Source organism: Streptomyces sp. NPDC046870, assembly GCF_040704595.1.
Lineage (GTDB): Bacteria > Actinomycetota > Actinomycetes > Streptomycetales > Streptomycetaceae > Streptomyces > Streptomyces argyrophylli.
This window is the reverse complement of the sequence record NZ_JBEYXM010000002.1, coordinates 523138-542151: the sequence shown is the minus strand read 5'-3', so window position 1 is coordinate 542151 and position 19014 is coordinate 523138. Positions and strand designations below refer to the sequence as shown.

Genomic DNA, 19014 nt, shown 5'->3' with positions numbered 1-19014 from the left:
AGGTCACTGACGACGGGACGGTCGTACGCCGATGAGCCCCCGCGCCGGTCAGGCCGGCCACCCCGCCCGCACGCTCGCCTTCGTGGAGAGCCCGGTACAGCTGCTGAACGTACTGGAGTGGGCCCACCTGCACGGCCTGCACGACACCGGCCCTTCCGGCCCGACCGGGCCGTCCGGCTCCGGCCGGCCGGGCTCCGGTGTGCCGCTCGACCCCGGCGGCGGGGATGCGGGTGTGCCGGGCGGCCCCGGCTCGGGGCCGGCGGAGGCCGCCGTGCCGACGCCGGCCCTGCCCGCGCAGCCCGGTCCGGCGCATGCCGCCCCGGTGCCCGCCGTGCCCGCGCAGGGGCGGCGGTTGCCGGCCGGAGCGGTGGCGGCCGGGGCGGTGGCGGGCGGTGCCGGGGTGGTGGCGGGCGGCGCGGAGCTCACCGTCGTCGTGCTGTCCCCGACCGACCCCATGACCCGGGGCCAGCTGCGCCGCATGGCGGACCTGGCCCGCGACGAGGGGTACCGGGTGCGCTGGGAGGAGGCGCGGGGCGGTACGACCGCGCCCTTCCACACCATCGGCGGCCTGGCCGGCTCCCTGCGCCGGGCCGACCGGATCGTCATGGGGGACCCCTTCTCCCGCTACGTACAACTGCTGCTGACCATCACCCGCGCCCGCGACCTCGTGGTCGTGGACGACGGCACGGCGACGATGGAGTTCGTCGCCCAGCTGGCCCGCGGTGAGCGCCTGGTCCGCTGGCACCGAAAGGGCGGCCGGCCCGGCGCCCGCGACCTGCTGTTCGCGCCGGTCTCCTCCTCCGCCCGGCGCCGCCTCACCCCGAGCGACCGCCGGCGCGTCGAGGTCTTCTCCTCCATGCCGGTGACCGACATCCCGGACGGCGTGACCGTCACCGCCAACGACTTCGCCTTCACCCGCGCCCGCTTCGGCCCGCCGCGCATCACCCAGAGCGCCGACCTGGTCGGCACCTCGCTGGTGGAGACGGGGGTCGTGGACGGCGACCGCTATGTGGAGGCCGTCCGCAACCTCGCCAAGGCCCACGGCGCCACCCGCTACTTCGCCCACCGCCGCGAGAGCGCCGAGAAGCTCCACCGCCTGGCCGCCGAGACGGGCCTGGAGATAGTCCGCCCGGACCTCCCGCTGGAGCTGATCGCCCGCCGGGGCCCGATCGGCCGGACGATCCTCAGCTTTCCCTCCACCGTCGTCCACACCCTGCCGCTGGCCCTGGCCGGCACCGGCGTGCGCGTCGCGGTCTGCGATATCGACCCGACCTGGCTCACCGACAGCGCGTCCCCGCGCGCCCAGGGCTTCCTCTCCGGCGTGACCGGCACGGCCCGCGACGTCCACCGGCTGGCGGCGGTGAGCCCGGCGTAGCCGCCGGCACCGCAGGCCTGAGTACGCGTACTCAGGCGCCCCGTCGTCACATCTCGGTAGGCTCCCTCACCTCGTGCACCAGACCTGCACGAGACGGCGGGGGGCCGCCGGAAACGGGGAGACGGGGAAACGGGGAGACCATCACGCATGGCGTGGGACGAGTGGGAGCGACTGAAGGCGGACGCCGTGGCCCGCGGCGCCACGGGGATGCGGCTGGACCACGTTCCGCCGGAGCCGGGCGGCGCGGGGACCGGCGACCTGAAGTCGGACAAGAAGGCCTGGGCGAAGGCCGGCCAGGACACCAAGGGCCTGCAGGACGACGTCGGCAAGGCCCTGGGCAGGCTGGACGACGGGCAGTCGGGGCTGGGGGACACGGCGGGCGTGCAGTCGGCGGCTGCCCAGCAGGAGCTGTACGCCTCCTGGAAGAAGTACGTCGGTGACGTGAAGGGCCGCTGCGGTGAACTGGGCGCACTGCTGGAGCGCTCCGGGCACGACCTCGCGATGTCGGACACCGAGGTGAAGGCCGAGCTGGACAGGATCAGCGCCAAGTACCACGACACCGAGGCCGTCGGCGGCGACACGAAGGGCCGGTGACGGGCTTCATGGACATCGCGACGTTGAAGGCCCTGAAGCCCTCCGCGTACGAGGAGGCGGCCGACGGGTACCGGGCCACGAGCGAGATGGCGAGCACCGCCAAGGACACGGTGGAGAACCGGATCTCCGCCGGTATCCGCAACCAGCTGAGGGGCGAGACGGCCGACGCGGCCCTGCGCGAGCTGAAGGAGCTGGGCAAGGACTTCCACTACGTCCAGACCGAGTGCGCGCTGGTGAGCACCGCGCTGAACGGGTTCGCGTACGACATGGCGGCGGCCAAGCGCAAGCTGGAGGCGGCCCTGGCGGACGCGGAGGCGGCGGGCTGCACGGTGGGCGCGGACGGTTCGGTCACCTTCCCGGCCGGCGGCGCGGAGGCCGACGGCAAGGTGCCCGAGGGCGGCACCGTGGCGGCCTCGGCCGGCACGACCGACCCCACGGCCTCGGCGATGGAACGCCAGGCCGTGAACATGCACCCGAACCCGAACTTCGGCAAGGCCGTCGGCTTCGCCAACCGCATCGGGGACGCGCTGAAGGAGGCCGCGGACGCGGACGCCAAGTGGGCGCCGAAGCTGCGCGCGCTGAAGGCCGACGACGACCTGGTGGTGTCCGACCGGGACTGGTCCGACGCCAGGTCCGACCAGGACGGGGTGAGCGAGGCGGGCAAGAAGTACCTAGACTCCCTGCCCCAGCCGCCCCGGGACGGCAGTCCGAAGGACAACGCGGCCTGGTGGAGGAATCTCGGCGACGAGGAGCGCGCGGCCTGGCTCGCGCTGCGCCCGGACGCCGTGGGCAGGCTCGACGGGCTTCCCTCGGCGGTCCGCGACGAGGCCAACCGTGTCGTGTTCGACGAGACCCGGGCACGGCAGCAGATGGAACTCGACTCGATCCCGAAGCCGCCGGCCAACGAATGGACCTGGATCACGGCAGGGGGGTATCCGTCCAAGGTGCACACCGACGAATGGATGGAGTGGAACCGGAGGTACGGGGACCGGTACGACTTCCTCACCAAGTCGCTCCACGGCATGCGGGACATCCAGAAGCGTTTCGACGCGACGGGGACGAACGGGCTCCCCGAGGCCTACCTCCTGGGGTTCAGCACCGAAGGGGACGGCCGTGCGATCATCGCCAACGGCAATCCCGACACGGCCGATCACCAGGCGGTGTACGTTCCGGGCACGACGTCCGATCTGAACGGCATCGGCGGCAACATCGACCGCATGGTCAATCTGTGGGGCGAGGCGCGCAACGAGGCCGACGGAAAGACCGTCTCCACGATCACCTGGCTCGGCTACGACGCACCGGACGACGTGGTCAAGGACGCGCCGTTCGAGCACTACGCCTACGACGGCGCCCCGGCGTTCACCGCGTTCCTCGACGGACTGGAGACGTCCCACACGGGCGACACACCGCCGCACCGCACCGTGATCGGCCATTCGTACGGTACGACCTTGATCGGTGCCGCGGCCGAGAAGGGCACGCTCAACGCGGACGACGTCGTTCTCGCGGGCAGTCCGGGCGTCAAGGTGTCCCACGCCACCGAGCTGGACGTGCCCGAGGGCCACGTCTGGAACGAGGAGGCCGACGGAGACGCCGTACCCGACATCGGCCGCTGGGGGCACGGTGGGGACTGGTTCGTCATCCCCAGCGACCCGGAGTTCGGGGCCCATCAGATGACCACGGACACGCAGGGGCACAGCGGGTACTGGAATCCGGGGTCGGACAGCCTGAAGAACCAGGCCTACGTCGTGACCGGGCACGGAGACGACGTGCAGCTGAAGCCGCCGCCCGACTACTGGGCGCACGTGAAGTAGGAGAAGTCCCCCCGCATGAAGATGACCGAGCGGGCACTCGTGCTCGCCGTACCCCTGGCACTCACCACCCTGACGGGATGCGGTATGACCGACAACAGCGCTGTCAGCGGCTCCGAGAGCGGCTCTGCCACCGGCTCTCGCGACACGTCCGGCGGTATCCGCCCCGCCGGCACCAGCACCTCGCGGGACGCGTCGGACGCGATGGAGGCGGTGTCCAGCGGCATCTACGACCTGATCAAGGTCGAGGGGAAGGGGTCCGACGGCCGCCCGGGGGTGCAGCAGTGCCCGGGCAAGGACAGGGACAAGTACTTCCAGATCTTCCATCCGTGGAGCTTCCATCCCACGTCACCGGCCGATCTCGACGCCGCGATGGAGCACCTCAAGGAAGGGCTGCCGCGGCACGGCTGGAAGATCGTCCAGTACGGCCCCGACACCAGCGTCAACAAGAACGTCGTCCTGATCGCCGACAACGACGAGCAGAAGGCCGGCGTCCACATCACCCAGATGAAGAAGCGGAACCCGCCCAAGCTGAGCCTGATGGTGGTCTCCGGCTGCTACCGGGTCCCCGACGGCCAGGAGGTCGAGCACTTCTAGGCCCCGCCTCGCCCCCGGCGGGCCAGTACGAACCCCCGTGGTCGTGTCTCCTCCGCGGTCGGCTCCCGCAGCACCGTCGCCACCAGGTCCAGGCCGGAACCCGTCAGCGCCGCGGCGACCTGCTCCGGCGTGCGCCAGTAGTAGTGGAGGTCGATGTCGTGGCCGAACCGCTCGGTCAGGTGCAGCCGGCCGGGCTCGGGGCCGGACTGGAAGCCGAGCAGGGCGTGCCCGCCGGGGGCCAGGGTGCGGCGGAACTCGGCGCAGGCCGTCCGCAGCTCCTCGTCCGGCAGGTGGATGGTCGAGTACAGGGCGAGGACGCCGCCCAGGGTGGCGTCGGGCAGGTCCAGTGCGGTCATCGAACCGACGTGGAAGCGCAGGGCCGGGTACGCCTGGCGGGCCAGCGTCACCATCGCGGGGGAGAGGTCCACCCCGAACACCGGCACCCCCTGCCCGTGCAGCAGCGCGGTGACATGCCCGGGCCCGCTGCCCAGGTCGGCGACGGGGGCGGAGCCGTTCGCCGTGACCAGCTCGGCGAAGGTCCTGATCAGGGTGCGGTCCAGCGGGTGGAGGTCCCCGGGAGGGAAGCGGGCGCCGTAGTCCTCGGCGATCGTGTCGTAGGAGGTACGGGTCGTCCGGAGGAAGTCCGCGGTCGAGTCGCTCACGTCGGCGGACCCTACCGGGAGGGCGCCGCGGCGGGGTCCGGTTCGTGGACATCGCGCGCGTGACCCCCGTGAGCCGTGGTATCCGTGGAAGAGGAAACAGAGGTTTTACCCATCAGAGTTCACCGCCATGCGTCCGACGGTCAGATTTTATTCCCCTAACGGGCTGAACTTTTGTTGATCGAGGGGTAGTTGACCAGCCGGGCGTCCTACCCTTCAGAGGGTGAAGCAATTGATGTCCGTAGAGTCCGAGGCCGGCCTCCCGGGGGATGTGCTCCCCGGCGTGCTGAGCGAGTCCCTGCACGCCGAACTCGTCGCCTTCCGGCGCGACTTGCACATGCACCCCGAGCTGGGCAACCAGGAGTTCCGTACGACCGCCGCGATCAAGGAGCGGCTGGAGCAGGCCGGGCTCAAGCCCCGCGTCCTGAGCGCGGGCACGGGACTCGTCTGTGACATCGGTCTCGCGGAGGGCGAGCGGCCCTCCGTCCCCCTGCTGGCCCTGCGCGCCGACATCGACGCGCTGCCCATCCCGGACACCAAGAGTGACTGCGCGTACCGGTCGACCGTGCCGGACCGGGCGCACGCGTGCGGTCACGACGTGCACACCGCCGTCGTCCTCGGCACCGGGCTGGTCCTCGCCGACCTGCACGCCAAGGGCCTGCTGCCCCGTCCGGTGCGGCTGATCTTCCAGCCCGCCGAGGAGGTGCTGCCCGGCGGCGCGCTGGGCGCCATCGAGGACGGCGCGCTGACCGGCGTCGGCCGCCTCCTCGCCGTGCACTGCGACCCCAAGGTGGAGGCGGGGAAGGTCGGGCTGCGGCACGGGCCGATCACCAGCGCCTGCGACCGTCTGGAGATCGCCCTCGACGGCCCCGGCGGGCACACCGCCCGCCCCCACCTGACCACCGACCTGGTCACCGCCGCGGCCCGGGTCGCCGTCGACGTCCCCGCGCTGATCGGCCGCCGGGTCGACACCCGCGTCGGTCTGGCCCTCACCTGGGGCCGCATCGAGTCCGGCCACGCCCCGAACGTGATCCCGCAGCACGCGGAGCTGTCCGGGACCGTGCGCTGCCTGGACCTGGAGGCCTGGCGGCAGGCCCCCGACATCGTGCACGCGGCGATCGACGAGGTCGCCACCCTGCACCGGGCCAAGTCCGAGATCACCTATGTGCGCGGGGTGCCGCCGGTCGTCAACGACCGGGAGTCGACCGAGCTGCTGCGCCGGGCCATGGTCGCCCGGCGCGGCATGAAGTCGGTGGAGAGCACCGAGCAGAGCCTCGGCGGCGAGGACTTCTCCTGGTACCTGGAGCACGTCCCGGGCGCCATGGCCCGGCTCGGGGTGCGCCGGCCCGGTGAGCGCACGGTGCGCGATCTCCACCAGGGCGATTTCGACGCCGACGAGCACGCGATCACGGTGGGTGTGGAGATGTTCACCGCCGCCGCGTTCCTGGACGTCAACGGGTCGCGGAGCTGAGCGGACGGCCCCCGGCCGGCCCGTCCACGGGCCGGCCGGGGGCGGCCCTCCCGCCCGGCGCAACACGGATGCAAGCCAATCGTGCACTGTGCGCAACAACGGTGTGGGAGGACCAAGACACCGAGTTCAGGCAGTGTTTGCCTCGAATCGATAACGGCTTCGCGAGAGGGTTTTTTGCGACATCTACGCGCGTTACGATGCCGCGAAGCCGACGCCGCCGGGGCGTCTCGGCCGGAGCACCCGCATGGTGCTCACATCAAGCGCCGCCAAGGCGCTCAGGTCAGGTGAAGGAGCCTTCCCGTGCGCCGGGTAGCCAAGCTTTCCGCTGCGTGTATCGCCTCCGCAGCTCTCGCACTGACTGCCACTGCCTGTGGCAGCACCTCCTCCGACAACGACTCCGGCTCGCCCGCCTCGGGCGACGGCAAGGGTGTCAAGGTCGGTCTCGCCTTCGACGTCGGCGGCCGTGGTGACCGCTCGTTCAACGACTCCGCCGCGCGCGGTGCCGACAAGGCGGAGAAGGAGTTCGGCGGCGGCATCAAGGAGCTGACCGCGAAGACCTCGGACACCGAGGCCGACCGCGAGCAGCGCCTGTCGGACCTGGCCGACGCGGGCTACAACCCCGTCATCGGTGTCGGTTACGCGTACGCCGCCTCGATGACCAAGGTCGCCGCGAAGTACCCGAAGACCACCTTCGGCATCGTCGACTCGGTGGTGAACGGCAAGAACGTCGACAGCATCACCTTCACCGAGGAGCAGGGCTCCTACCTGGCGGGTGTCGCCGCCGCGCTGAAGACCAAGACGAAGCACGTCGGCTTCATCGGCGGTGTCGACGTCCCGCTGATCAAGAAGTTCGAGGCGGGTTACGTCCAGGGCGTCAAGGACACCAACCCGAAGATCAAGGTCGACACGCAGTACCTGTCCCACGGCTCGGACACCTCCGGCTTCGCCAGCCCCGACAAGGGCAAGGAGGCCGCGCAGGGCATGCTCGACAACGGCGCGGACGTCGTCTACTCGGCGGCCGGCTCCTCCGGCAACGGCGCCATCGAGGCCGTCGCCGGCAAGAAGGGCGCCTGGGCCATCGGCGTGGACTCGGACCAGTACAGCATCCCGGGTCTGGCCAAGTACAAGAACTCGATCCTGACCTCGGTCGTCAAGAACGTCGACGTCGGTGTCTACGACCTGGTCAAGTCCGTCCACGACGGCAAGCCGCTGACCGGCACCAACACCTACTCGCTCGCCAAGGACGGCGTCTCGCTGTCCACCAGCGGTGGCTTCATCGACGACATCAAGGCCAAGCTGGACGCGGCGCAGAAGAAGATCGTCGACGGCTCGATCAAGGTCAAGACCACCCCGTGACCTGACGGGTCCCGTCGGACCCCGGCTCGGCGGAGGCGTCCTCCACAGCCCCCGCCGAGCCATAACAATGTGTCAACTCTACGCGTGTAGCACGGAGTTGCCGCGCTAGCGTCGCCGACGCCTGCCCCCTCCCCGCAGCCCCTTTCCCCGAGGAGAGTGCGCCATCAACGCGTCCAGCCCTCCCGCTGCCGTCGAACTGCGCGGCATCACCAAGCGTTTCCCCGGCGTCGTCGCCAACCGCGACATCGACATCACGGTCCGCACGGGCACCGTCCACGCCCTGTGCGGCGAGAACGGCGCCGGCAAGTCCACCCTCATGAAGATCCTCTACGGCATGCAGCAGCCGGACGAGGGCACCATCACGGTGGGCGGCGAACAGGTCGTCTTCCACGACCCCGGCGACGCCATCGCCCGCGGCATCGGCATGGTGCACCAGCACTTCATGCTCGCCGACAACCTCACCGTGCTGGAGAACGTCGTCCTCGGCGCGGAGAAGCTGCACGGCATCGGGGGCAAGGCACGCGCCCGGATCAAGGAGATCTCCGACGCCTACGGCCTGGGCGTGCGGCCCGACGCCCTGGTCGAGGAACTCGGCGTCGCCGACCGCCAGCGCGTGGAGATCCTCAAGGTCCTCTACCGCGGCGCCAAGACCCTCATCCTGGACGAGCCCACCGCCGTCCTGGTGCCGCAGGAGGTCGACGCCCTCTTCGACAACCTGCGCGAACTCAAGGCCGAGGGCCTCACCGTCATCTTCATCTCGCACAAGCTGGGCGAGGTGCTCTCCGTCGCCGACGAGATCACCGTCATCCGTCGCGGCACCACCGTCGGCACCGTCGACCCGCGCGGCACCACCCCCAAGCAGCTGGCCGAGCTGATGGTCGGCAGCGAGCTGCCCACCCCGGAGACCCAGGAGTCCACGGTCACCGACGTCCCGATGCTCACGGTGGACGGCCTGCACCTCGCGCAGACCGACCTCGACGGCATCGAGCGGATCATCCTCGACGAGATCTCCTTCACCATCCACAAGGGCGAGGTCCTCGGCATCGCCGGCGTGGAGGGCAACGGCCAGTCCGAGCTGGTCGAGGCCATCATGGGCATGCGCCGCCCGGACGCCGGCGTCGTCACGCTCGACGGCACCGACATCTCCCAGGCCCCGACCCGCGACCGCCGCGAGTCCGGCATCGGCTACGTCCCCGAGGACCGCCACCGCCACGGCCTGCTGCTGGAAGCGCCGCTGTGGGAGAACCGCATCCTCGGCCACGTCACCGAGAAGCCCAACTCACGCGGCGGGCTGCTCGACCTCAAGGCCGCCCGCGCCGACACCCAGCGCATCGTCGAGGCCTACGACGTCCGCACCCCCGGCATCGACGTCACCGCCGCCTCCCTGTCCGGCGGCAACCAGCAGAAGCTGATCGTCGGCCGGGAGATGAGCCACCAGCCCAAGCTGCTCATCGCCGCCCACCCCACCCGCGGTGTGGACGTCGGCGCGCAGGCGGCCATCTGGGACCACATCCGCGAGGCCCGCCGCGAGGGCCTGGCCGTGCTGCTGATCTCCGCGGACCTGGACGAGCTGATCGGGCTCTCCGACACCCTGCGGGTGATGTACCGCGGCCGTCTGGTCGCCGACGCCGACCCCGCCACGATCACCCCCGAGGAGCTGGGCTCCGCCATGACGGGTGCGGCCACCGGCCACCTGGAGCACACAGAGGACGACGCGCGATGAACAAGCTGACCTCACGGATCGACAAGGAGCGGCTGCTCCTCGGCATCGCCGCGCCCCTGCTGGCGGTCGTCGCCGCGCTCGTCGTCACCACCCTGGTGATCCTCGCGACCGGCAAGAACCCCGGCGACGCCTTCAGCGACATGGTGACCTACGGCTTCGCCAGCGACAGCCAGGTCTACATCCTGAACAAGGCGACGACGTACTACCTCGCGGGTGTCGCGGTCGCCATCGGCTTCCGCATGAACCTGTTCAACATCGGTGTCGACGGCCAGTACCGGCTCGCCGCGTTCATCGCCGCCGTCCTCGGCGGGGCGCTCACCGTGCCCGGCTGGATCGCCATCCCGCTGATCATCCTCTGTGCCATGGCGACCGGCGCCCTGTGGGCGGCCATCGCCGGCATCCTCAAGGTGACCCGGGGCGTCAGCGAGGTCATCGCGACCATCATGCTGAACTCGATCGCCACCGCGGTCATCGCCTACCTGCTCCAGCCCGGCAAGCTCGGCCAGCTGGACCAGGCCGGCACCCTCGTCTCCACCAAGCCGCTGCCGTCGTCGTCGTACTTCTTCAGCTTCGACACCGGCCCGGCCGGTGAGCTGTGGGGCTTCATCGTCATCGCCGTGCTCGTCGGCGTGGCGTACTGGTTCGTGCTCGGCCGCACCCGGTTCGGCTTCGACCTGCGCACCGTCGGCCAGTCCGAGACCGCCGCCGCCGCGAGCGGCGTCGGCGTGAAGAAGATGATCGCCACCAGCATGATCATCTCCGGTGCGGTGGCCGGCCTGATCGGCATGCCGACCCTGCTGAACGACAGCCACCAGTTCAGCAACGACTTCCCGGCCGGCATCGGCTTCACCGGCATCGCCATCGCCCTGCTCGGCCGCAACCACCCGATCGGCATAGCGCTCGGCGCGCTGCTCTGGGGCTTCCTGGAGCGCACCACCAACCACCTGGAGTTCCAGGGCTACGACAAGGAAATCCTCGGCGTCATCCAGGGCGTCATCGTGCTGTGCGTCGTCATCGCCTACGAGGTCGTACGCCGGTACGGCCTGAAGCGCCAGCAGCAGCGCGTCGGCGCCGAACTCGCCGCCCAGGCCGCCGCCCCGACGAAGAAGCAGGAGGTGGCGTGATGACTGCCACGATGACCGACGCGCCGCCGCCCGCGGCGCCCAAGGCGGCGGACGCGCCGCAGCGCTCCGGCCGCTCCCTCGGCCTCATACTCATGATCGTCGCGGGCGCACTGCTGCTCATCGCCGCCGTCCGCGTGATCACCGGCGCCAACCAGCTCGACTCCGCGGGCCAGGTCGCGGCCGCACTCGGCCTCGCCGTGCCGATCGGCCTCGCCGGACTCGCCGGCCTGTGGTCGGAACGGGCCGGCGTGGTCAACATCGGCCTCGAAGGCATGATGATCCTCGGCACCTTCGGCGCCGGCTGGATCGGCTGGCAGTCCAGCCCCTGGCTCGGCCTGCTGTGCGGCATCGCCTTCGGCGTCCTCGGCGGCCTGGTGCACGCCGTCGCCACCGTCACCTTCGGCGTCGACCACATCGTCTCCGGTGTCGCCGTCAACCTGCTCGCGCTCGGCGCCACCCAGTACCTGGCCAAGCTGTTCTTCGCCGACGGCAAGGCCGCCGGAGCGGGCGGCAACCCCAAGCAGTCCCCGCCCGCGGACACGCTGCCCGACGTCACCGTCCCCGGCCTCTCGGACGGCCTCGCGTCGATCGAGAAGCACCACTGGTTCCTGGTCTCCGACCTCGCCGGCATCATCGGCGGCCTGATCACCAACCTGTCCGTGGTGACGATCATCGCCGTGCTGCTGTTCGTCGGCAGCTGGTGGCTGCTGTGGCGCACCCCGTTCGGGCTGCGGCTGCGCTCCTGCGGCGAGAACCCGGTCGCCGCCGAGTCCCTCGGCGTCAACGTCTACCAGTACAAGTACGCGGCCGTGGCCGTCTCCGGCGGCCTCGCCGGCCTCGGCGGCGCCTTCCTCGCGCTGGTCACCTCGCACACCTACCTGGAGGGCCAGACCGGCGGCCGCGGCTACATCGGTCTCGCCGCCATGATCTTCGGCAACTGGCGCCCCGGCGGCCTGGCCATGGGCGCGGGCCTGTTCGGCTACTCCGACGCGCTCCAGCTGCGCAACGGCGGCGTGACCGTCCACGCCCTGCTCCTGCTGCTGGTCGTGCTGCTCGCGCTGCTGGCCGGCTGGAAGCTGTACAAGAAGGCCCTGGTGCAGGGCGTGGTCAGCGCCGTCATGGCCGCGCTGGTCCTCGTCTGGTACCTGCTCACCGACGAGGTCCCCAGCGACTTCGTCGGCGCCACCCCGTACGTCGTCACGCTGCTGGTGCTGTCGCTGTCCGCGCAGCGCCTGCGGATGCCGAAGGCGGACGGCATGCGCTACCGGAAGGGACAGGGCAAGTGACCCAAGGAGCCGCCGACTTCGACTGGGAGGCCCTGCGCGCCGAGGCGCGGGAGGCCATGACCCACGCCTACGCCCCCTACTCCGGCTACCCGGTCGGCGTGGCGGCCCTGGTCGACGACGGCCGCACGGTCACCGGCTGCAACGTCGAGAACGCCTCCTACGGCCTCGGCCTGTGCGCCGAGTGCGGCCTGGTCTCCCAGCTCCAGCGCACCGGCGGGGGCCGGCTGACGCACTTCACGTGTGTCGACGGCACCGGCGCCCTGCTGGTCCCGTGCGGCCGCTGCCGTCAGCTGCTCTACGAGTTCGGCGGCCCCGGCCTGCTGCTGGACACCCCGGCGGGCGTCCTGCCGCTCTCCGAGATGCTGCCCCAGGCCTTCGGCCCGGACCATCTCACCCCGTAAGGCCGTACGGCCCCCCTGCCCCGCTCGCAGGGGGGCCGCGCACTTCGCACCTCCCGGAAGGAACCACACCCGCCATGGCCATGGACGCCATCTCCGTCATCCGCACCAAGCGGGACCGCGGTGAGCTGACCGACGAGCAGATCGACTGGGTCATCGACGCGTACACCCGGGGCGAGGTCGCCGACGAGCAGATGTCCGCGCTCGCCATGGCGATCCTGCTCAACGGCATGAACCGCCGCGAGATCGCCCGCTGGACCGCGGCGATGATCGCCTCCGGCGAGCGCATGGACTTCTCCTCGCTGTCCCGCCCGACGGCCGACAAGCACTCCACGGGCGGCGTCGGCGACAAGATCACCCTGCCGCTGGCCCCGCTCGTCGCCGCCTGCGGCGCGGCCGTCCCCCAGCTCTCCGGCCGGGGCCTCGGCCACACCGGCGGCACCCTGGACAAGCTGGAGTCGATCCCCGGCTGGCGCGCGCTGCTCTCCAACGAGGAGATGCTGAACGTCCTCGACACCACGGGCGCGGTGATCTGCGCGGCGGGCGACGGCCTGGCCCCCGCCGACAAGAAGCTGTACGCCCTGCGCGACGTCACCGGCACGGTCGAGGCGATCCCCCTGATCGCCTCCTCGATCATGTCGAAGAAGATCGCCGAGGGCACCGGCTCGCTGGTGCTCGACGTGAAGGTGGGCACGGGCGCCTTCATGAAGACCATCGAGGACGCCCGCGAGCTGGCCTCCACCATGGTCGGCCTCGGCACCGACCACGGCGTGAGGACGGTCGCCCTGCTGACCGACATGTCCACCCCGCTCGGCCTGACCGCGGGCAACGCCCTGGAGGTCCGCGAGTCGGTCGAGGTCCTGGCCGGCGGCGGCCCGGCGGACGTCGTGGAACTGACCATCGCCCTGGCCCGCGAGATGCTCGACGCGGCGGGCATCAAGGACGCCGACCCCGCGAAGGCCCTCGCCGACGGCTCGGCGATGGACGTCTGGCGCCGCATGATCGCGGCCCAGGGCGGCGACCCGGACGCGCCGCTGCCCACCGCGAGGGAGCAGCACGTCGTCAAGGCCCCGGCCTCGGGCGTCCTGACCCGCCTCGACGCGTACGACATCGGGGTCGGCGCCTGGCGCCTGGGCGCCGGCCGGGCCCGCAAGGAGGATCCGGTGCAGGCGGGCGCGGGCATCGAGCTGCACGCCAAGCCGGGCGACACGGTGACCGAGGGTCAGCCCCTGCTGACCCTGCACACCGACACCCCGGAGCGCTTCGAGTACGCGCTCCAGGCGGTGGCGGGCTCCTACGACATCGCGGCCCCGGGCACGGCCTTCCAGGCCACGCCGGTGGTGCGGGAACGTATCGCCTGACCTGGGCTTTCCACGGGACCGGTGGACCTCCACCGGTCCCGTTCGGCATGCTGGGATCGGTGACGCACCGATAGGAGACCGCCATGAGCGCACTCACCGTCAGCCAGGACTCCGACCAGAACTGGGACGACCTCGTCCGGTACTGGGAGGAGATGGAATGGCCCGAGGGCAGCAAGGTGGAGATCATCGAGGGGATCATCACCGTGTCACCTGCTCCCGCATCCCGTCACAACGTGATCGCGGAACGTATCCAGCGTCGCCTCTACTCCGTGGTCCCCGAAGAGTGGGGGATCTTCCAGACACTGGCCATCGCCGTGCCGTCACGGCTGGGCATGCTCATCCCGGACCTGGTGGTGGCTCCAGTGCGAGAATGCGCCGAGGCCGACTCCCACATCCCCGCCGCCCTCGCCGAACTCGTCGTCGAGGTCACTTCCAAGTCCAACGCCGGCCACGATCGCGTCAGCAAGCCCGCCGCATACGCCACCGCCGGTATCCCGCTGTACCTCCTGATCGACCGCTGGGCCCCCGGAGGCCCCACCGCGACGCTCTACGGCGAGCCGAAAGGCGACGTCTACCGGGTCCTCAAGGCGGTCAAGTTCGGCGACCTCATCGAGCTGCCGGAGCCGTTCGGCCTCACCCTCGACACCGGCGAGTTCCCGGTCGGCTGACCGGCGTCACCCCGACACCGCCGCCGCCCCACCGGCCGGACCGGCACCGCGGCGCGCCACCGACCCCGATGAGTTCCGCCCGGCCCGGCGGTCTACCGCACGTGGATGCCGAGACCCCCGCCGTGCTGGTGCTGCCCGGGCCCGTCCGTCGGGACGACGTGCCGGGGCTGTGCGCCGATGTGCGGGCGCTGCTGGAAGCCGGCGGGACCGGGGTGGTCGTGTGCGACGTGGGCGGGCTCGGGCCGCCGGGACTGGCGGCCGTCGACCTGCTGGCCCGGCTGGAGCTGACCGCCCGCCGGGCCGGCGGCCGGATACGGCTGCGGGACCCCGACCCCGCGCTACACGCCCTTCTCGGCCTCGTCGGACTCCGCTTCCAGGTGGAGGGGCAGACCGAAGAGCGGGAACCAGCGCTGGGTGTCGAGGAAGCAGTGGAATCCGGTGATCCGGCCGTCTGAGGTTTCCAGCACCTGCACCGCCCACGGGCTGAACCCGCCGTTGTCCGGGTCGGGCTTGTAGTGCGCGAAGCCCGGCAGACCGTTGGCCCGGACCGGCAGCAGCCGGGAACCGGCGCAGGAGGCGCCCAGGGTCGTCATGAAACCGGTGATGTCCGCGGTGCCGCGCAGCCACAGGTCGAACGGCGGCATCGTCATGACGGCGTCCTCGTGCAGCAGCGCCGTCAGAGCCGTCATGTCGTAGCCCTCGAACGCCTTGACGTAACGCTCCAGCAGCTTCTGCTGCTCCTCGTCCAGCGGATCGGACACCGCCCCCTCGGTACCCGCGTCCCCGCGCTCCGCGAGCGTGGCCCGGGCCCGCTGCAAGGCGCTGTTCACCGAGGCGACCGTGGTGTCCAGCAGCTCGGCCACCTCACTCGCCTTCCAGGCCAGCACCTCACGCAGGATCAGCACCGCCCGCTGCTTGGGCGGCAGCTGCTGGAGGGCCGCCATGAAGGCGAGCCGGATCGACTCCTTGGCGACCGCCGCCTCCGCCGGGTCCTCCACGACCGGCAGCACGCGCGCGTCCGGCATCGGCTCCAGCCAGGTGTTGTCCGGGCGCGGGGAGAGCGCCGCCCGCGCGAGCGGGGTGGCCTCCGACAGGTCCATCGGCCGGGCCCGCTTGCTGCCCGCCGCCAGCATGTCCAGGCACACGTTCGTCGCGATCCGGTACAGCCACGAGCGCAGGCTGGAACGGCCCTCGAACTTGTCGTAGCTCCGCCAGGCCCGCACCAGGGTGTCCTGCACCGCGTCCTCGGCCTCGAAGGAGGAACCGAGCATCCGGTAGCAGTACCCGGTCAGCTCGGTCCGGTGCTTCTCCAGTGCGACGTCCAGATCCGCCGTCGCCGTGCTGTCGCCCATCGTCCACCCACCCCTGTGGCCGTCCCTGTAGCGCGCCTTCGCGCCCCAGCACTTGAGAAGCTACCGCAGCCCACTGACAATGGCCCCCGGAGTGGGGAAAGGCCCAGCTCGGAACGGTTGCCCGGGGGAGCCGGGCGGCGTGCGCCGGGTCAGTGCGCGCCCACCGGCTCCCGCCGCGCCGCCACCCGGGCCGCCCGCGAGCCCAGGACGGTGATCGTGACGACGCCGAGGACCGCGAGGAGGCCGACACCGACCGTGCCCGCCCACCCGTCGGCGTGGAACGCCAGCGCGCCGACCGTGCTGCCGACGCTGGAGCCGATGGAGTAGGCGGACTGGTACAGCGCCGACGCCTGGGCCCGGCCGTGCGTGGCCGTCTTGCTGACGGCCGAGGAGGCCACCGCGTGCCCGGCGAAGAAGCCCGCCGTGATCAGCACCAGACCCGCCAGGACCGGCACCAGGGAGGCGGTCAGGGACAGCAGCAGCCCCGCCGCCGTCGTACCGCCCGCGAGATACAGCGCGCCCCGGCGGCCGAGGCGGCCCACCAGCCGGCCCGCCGCCGACGCGGAGACCGTACCCACCAGGTAGACCAGGAAGATCGAGCCCACGATGCCCTGCGGAAGCCCGAACGGTGCCGCCGTCAGCCGGTAACCGATCACCGTGTACACACCGCCGAACACCGTCATGAACAGCGCGCCGATCGCGTACAGGCGGCGCAGCAGCGGGTCGGAGAGGTGGTCGCGGACGGTGCCGAGCAGGACCCGCGGGCGCAGCGAACCCGCCGTGAAGTGCCTCGGGGCCGGCAACAGCAGCCGGAAGGCCACCGCGCAGGCGACCGCGAGCGCGCCGATCACCCCGACCGACACCCGCCAGCCCCACTCCTGCGCGACCCAGCCGGTGATCACCCGGCCGCTCATGCCGCCCACGCTGTTGCCCGCCACGAACAGCCCGATCGCCGTGACCAGCGCCTTCGGCCGCACCTCCTCCGCCAGGTACGCCTGCGCCGAGGCCGGCAGCCCGGCCAGCGCCGCGCCCTGCACCGCCCGCAGCACCACCAGCGCGCCGAGCGACGGCGCGAAGGGCACCAGCATGCCGACCGTGACGGCCACGGCCAGCGAGGCGGTCATGACCGTACGGCGTCCGAACCGCTCCGACAGCGCGCTCATCGGCAGGACGAACAGCGCGAGAGCACCGGTCGCGGCGGCCACGGTCCAGCTCGCCTCGCTCGCCGCGACCCCGAACTCCCCGGAGATCAGGGGCAGCAGGGCCTGGGTGGAGTAGAGGAGGGCGAAGGTGGCGACCCCGGCGAGGAACAGGGCGAGGCTCATCCGGCGGTAGCCGGGGCCGCCCGGCGTCAGCCGGGAGTCGGGGCCGGACTCGGCGGTGCGGAGGGACGTGACGGCGTCCACGCCGGTGGACGCCCCGGTACTGGCGGGAGACATGCTTCGAACGTAGACCGGCCCCACTCATGCGTCCAATGCATGGAATCGCCATAATCGTTCCCATGGCGCATCAGCAGAGCTCACCGGCGCGACTGTCACCGTCCAGTGACGCAGAAGACATGGCGCTGTTGCTCGCGCCCCGCCTCGCGTACTTCGCCGGCGTGGCCCGCACCGAGCACGTCACCCGGGCCGCGCGGGAGCTGGACGTCCCCCAGTCCACCCTGTCCCGGGCGATGGTCCGCCTGGAGCGGGACCTGGGCGTCGACCTGTTCGCCCGGCACGGCCGCACGGTCTCCCTGACCACCGCCGGCCGCACCTTCCTCGCCTCCGTGGAGCGGGCCCTCGCCGAGATCGAGCGCGCCGCCGAGGAGGTCCGCGCGGACGCCGATCCGGCCACCGGCAAGGTCGCCTTCGGCTTCCTGCACACCATGGGCGCCGAGACCGTGCCCGGCCTGCTGCACGCCTTCCGCGCCGACCACCCGCGCGTGCGCTTCAGCCTCGTGCAGAACTACGGCGAGGCCATGCTGGAGGGGCTGCGCGCCGGTGAACTCGACCTCTGCCTCACCTCGCCCGTCCCCGACGCGCCCGACCTGGTCGCCCGGCGCCTGGACGAGCAGAAACTGCGCCTGGTCGTCCCCGCGGAGCACCGCCTGGCGGGCCGCCGCCGCATCCGGCTGGCAGAAGCGGCCGAGGAGACCTTCGTGACCCTGGAACCGGGCTACGGCCTGCGCCGCATCACGGACGACCTGTGCCGCGAGGCCGGTTTCAAGCCCCGCATCGCCTTCGAGGGCGAGGAGGCGGAGACGCTGCGCGGCCTGGTGGCGGCGGGCCTCGGGGTCGCCCTCCTGCCGCCCCCGACCGTCCCGCGCCCGGGCGTGGCGGAACTGACGGTCACGGCCCCCAGGGCGGTCCGCGAGATCGGCGTGGCCTGGCCGGCCGGCCGCCCCGACACCCCACCGGTGGCGGCCTTCAAGAGGTTCCTGCTCTCCAGGAGGGGCAACCTGCTGCCCGGCTGAGGGACGCCCCGCCCTACCGTTTCCACGACTTGCCGAACCCCGCGGCCAGCGGCATCCGCAGGCCGATCGGCGGGGGCGCGGCCAACGCGTCCTCCACGGGACGGGACACGGCGTGCCCGAACAACGCGCCCATCACGAAATCCACCGTCAGACACAGCACTTCGTCCCGGTACCCGTGCAGCCCGTGCCCGTCGGAGTGCACCTCGAACCGGCACACCTCCCGGTTCGCCTTCTTCGCCCGCGCCGCGAACCGGAACGACAGCTCCGGGTCGGTCCGGTCGTCGTTCGTGCCGTGGGCGATCAGCACCCGCCGCCCGACCAGCTGCTTCACCGGCTCGGGCGGCGCGGCGACGTCCTCCTCCGGCATCCAGGGGGCCAGCGCCACCACGGAGCTGACCGCCTCGTGCCCGCCGGCCCGCAGCGCCGCGCGCCCGCCCATGTCCACGCCCACCAGACACACGGGCACGTCCCCGTAGCGCCGTACGACCTCGTCGGCGGCCCACTCGGCATCGGCCGCCGGATGGGCCTCGCTGCCGTTCCAGCCGCGGTAGCGGTACTGCACCGGATGGACGGCCAGCCCCTCGTCCCGGCCCGCACGGGCGAGCGCGCGGCCCAGGGAGCGGACGAGGGTCAACGCCCGGACAGGGGACGGCCGGCGGACGGAGACCTCCTCCCCGCCGGGGAGCAGCAGCACCGCTCCGCTCACCGACGTCGGCTGCGCGCCGACTGCCTTCCCCAGCCCGGCCGTTCGGACCGGCGTCGCTTGTCCCATGGCAGAACAGTGTCA

Annotated in this window: 18 protein-coding genes; 14 read left to right on the top strand and 4 right to left on the bottom strand. The window is 71.8% G+C overall.

The features are described from left to right. Positions 1-31 precede the first annotated feature (31 nt). The 4 genes from AB0946_RS06915 (at position 32) to AB0946_RS06900 (ending at position 4374) form a co-directional block, all read left to right on the top strand. On the top strand, positions 32-1375 hold the full coding sequence (locus AB0946_RS06915) for a hypothetical protein (RefSeq protein WP_366759544.1): 1344 nt from the start codon (positions 32-34) through the stop codon (positions 1373-1375). 147 nt (positions 1376-1522) lie between these two features. Then, a complete protein-coding gene (locus tag AB0946_RS06910; protein ID WP_366759543.1) occupies positions 1523-1969 on the top strand; it encodes a hypothetical protein in 447 nt (148 codons plus the stop codon). Positions 1970-1977: 8 nt separating this feature from the next. Next, positions 1978-3780, top strand: a complete 1803-nt coding sequence (locus AB0946_RS06905; protein ID WP_366759821.1) for an alpha/beta hydrolase — start codon at positions 1978-1980, stop codon at positions 3778-3780. 15 nt (positions 3781-3795) lie between these two features. Next, complete coding sequence (locus AB0946_RS06900; RefSeq protein WP_366759542.1) at positions 3796-4374, top strand: hypothetical protein; 579 nt, start codon at positions 3796-3798, stop codon at positions 4372-4374. Here the strand turns inward: AB0946_RS06900 and AB0946_RS06895 are convergent. Continuing rightward, positions 4371-5036 (bottom strand): class I SAM-dependent methyltransferase, encoded by a 666-nt coding sequence (locus AB0946_RS06895; RefSeq protein ID WP_366759541.1) that lies wholly within the window; start codon positions 5034-5036, stop codon positions 4371-4373. The two genes, AB0946_RS06900 and AB0946_RS06895, sit on opposite strands and share 4 nt — an antisense overlap. A 232-nt stretch (positions 5037-5268) precedes the next feature. Here AB0946_RS06895 and AB0946_RS06890 point away from each other — a divergent pair, with 232 nt between their 5' ends. The 9 genes from AB0946_RS06890 to AB0946_RS06850 all read left to right on the top strand — a co-directional run bounded on the left by AB0946_RS06890 (position 5269) and on the right by AB0946_RS06850 (position 14875). Further along, positions 5269-6504: an amidohydrolase gene (locus AB0946_RS06890; RefSeq protein WP_366759540.1), complete on the top strand. Its 1236-nt coding sequence runs from the start codon at positions 5269-5271 to the stop codon at positions 6502-6504. A 300-nt stretch (positions 6505-6804) separates the two neighbouring features. Further along, complete coding sequence (locus tag AB0946_RS06885) at positions 6805-7860, top strand: BMP family ABC transporter substrate-binding protein (protein ID WP_366759539.1); 1056 nt, start codon at positions 6805-6807, stop codon at positions 7858-7860. Between the two features lie 163 nt (positions 7861-8023). Beyond that, on the top strand, positions 8024-9583 hold the full coding sequence (locus tag AB0946_RS06880) for an ABC transporter ATP-binding protein (protein ID WP_366759820.1): 1560 nt from the start codon (positions 8024-8026) through the stop codon (positions 9581-9583). Then, positions 9580-10707, top strand: coding sequence for an ABC transporter permease (locus AB0946_RS06875; protein ID WP_366759538.1), 1128 nt, complete (start codon positions 9580-9582; stop codon positions 10705-10707). Before AB0946_RS06880 ends, AB0946_RS06875 begins: the two co-directional genes overlap by 4 nt. Then, positions 10707-11993, top strand: a complete 1287-nt coding sequence (locus AB0946_RS06870; RefSeq protein ID WP_366748687.1) for an ABC transporter permease — start codon at positions 10707-10709, stop codon at positions 11991-11993. The genes AB0946_RS06875 and AB0946_RS06870 overlap by 1 nt, the downstream gene beginning before the upstream one ends. Then, entirely contained in the window at positions 11990-12394 is a 405-nt protein-coding gene (locus AB0946_RS06865; RefSeq protein WP_366759537.1) for a cytidine deaminase, read from the top strand. Before AB0946_RS06870 ends, AB0946_RS06865 begins: the two co-directional genes overlap by 4 nt. 80 nt (positions 12395-12474) lie before the next feature. After that, the gene (locus AB0946_RS06860; protein ID WP_366759819.1) at positions 12475-13752 is read left to right on the top strand and encodes a thymidine phosphorylase; all 1278 of its coding nucleotides are present in this window, start codon (positions 12475-12477) and stop codon (positions 13750-13752) included. Positions 13753-13835: 83 nt separating this feature from the next. Next, the gene (locus AB0946_RS06855; protein WP_366759535.1) at positions 13836-14420 is read left to right on the top strand and encodes a Uma2 family endonuclease; all 585 of its coding nucleotides are present in this window, start codon (positions 13836-13838) and stop codon (positions 14418-14420) included. Between the two features lie 68 nt (positions 14421-14488). Continuing rightward, positions 14489-14875 (top strand): STAS domain-containing protein, encoded by a 387-nt coding sequence (locus AB0946_RS06850; protein WP_366759534.1) that lies wholly within the window; start codon positions 14489-14491, stop codon positions 14873-14875. On the opposite strand, the gene AB0946_RS06845 is transcribed toward AB0946_RS06850, so the two are convergent. Both AB0946_RS06845 and AB0946_RS06840 read right to left on the bottom strand, forming a co-directional pair. Next, the gene (locus AB0946_RS06845; protein WP_366759533.1) at positions 14759-15772 is read right to left on the bottom strand and encodes a sigma-70 family RNA polymerase sigma factor; all 1014 of its coding nucleotides are present in this window, start codon (positions 15770-15772) and stop codon (positions 14759-14761) included. The two genes, AB0946_RS06850 and AB0946_RS06845, sit on opposite strands and share 117 nt — an antisense overlap. 149 nt (positions 15773-15921) lie before the next feature. Beyond that, on the bottom strand, positions 15922-17211 hold the full coding sequence (locus AB0946_RS06840) for an MFS transporter (RefSeq protein ID WP_366759532.1): 1290 nt from the start codon (positions 17209-17211) through the stop codon (positions 15922-15924). Between the two features lie 62 nt (positions 17212-17273). Here AB0946_RS06840 and AB0946_RS06835 point away from each other — a divergent pair, with 62 nt between their 5' ends. Then, positions 17274-18227 (top strand): LysR family transcriptional regulator, encoded by a 954-nt coding sequence (locus AB0946_RS06835; protein ID WP_366759531.1) that lies wholly within the window; start codon positions 17274-17276, stop codon positions 18225-18227. 13 nt (positions 18228-18240) lie between these two features. Here AB0946_RS06835 and AB0946_RS06830 read toward each other — a convergent pair whose 3' ends face one another. Then, complete coding sequence (locus AB0946_RS06830) at positions 18241-18999, bottom strand: alpha/beta hydrolase (RefSeq protein ID WP_366759529.1); 759 nt, start codon at positions 18997-18999, stop codon at positions 18241-18243. Positions 19000-19014 lie beyond the last annotated feature (15 nt).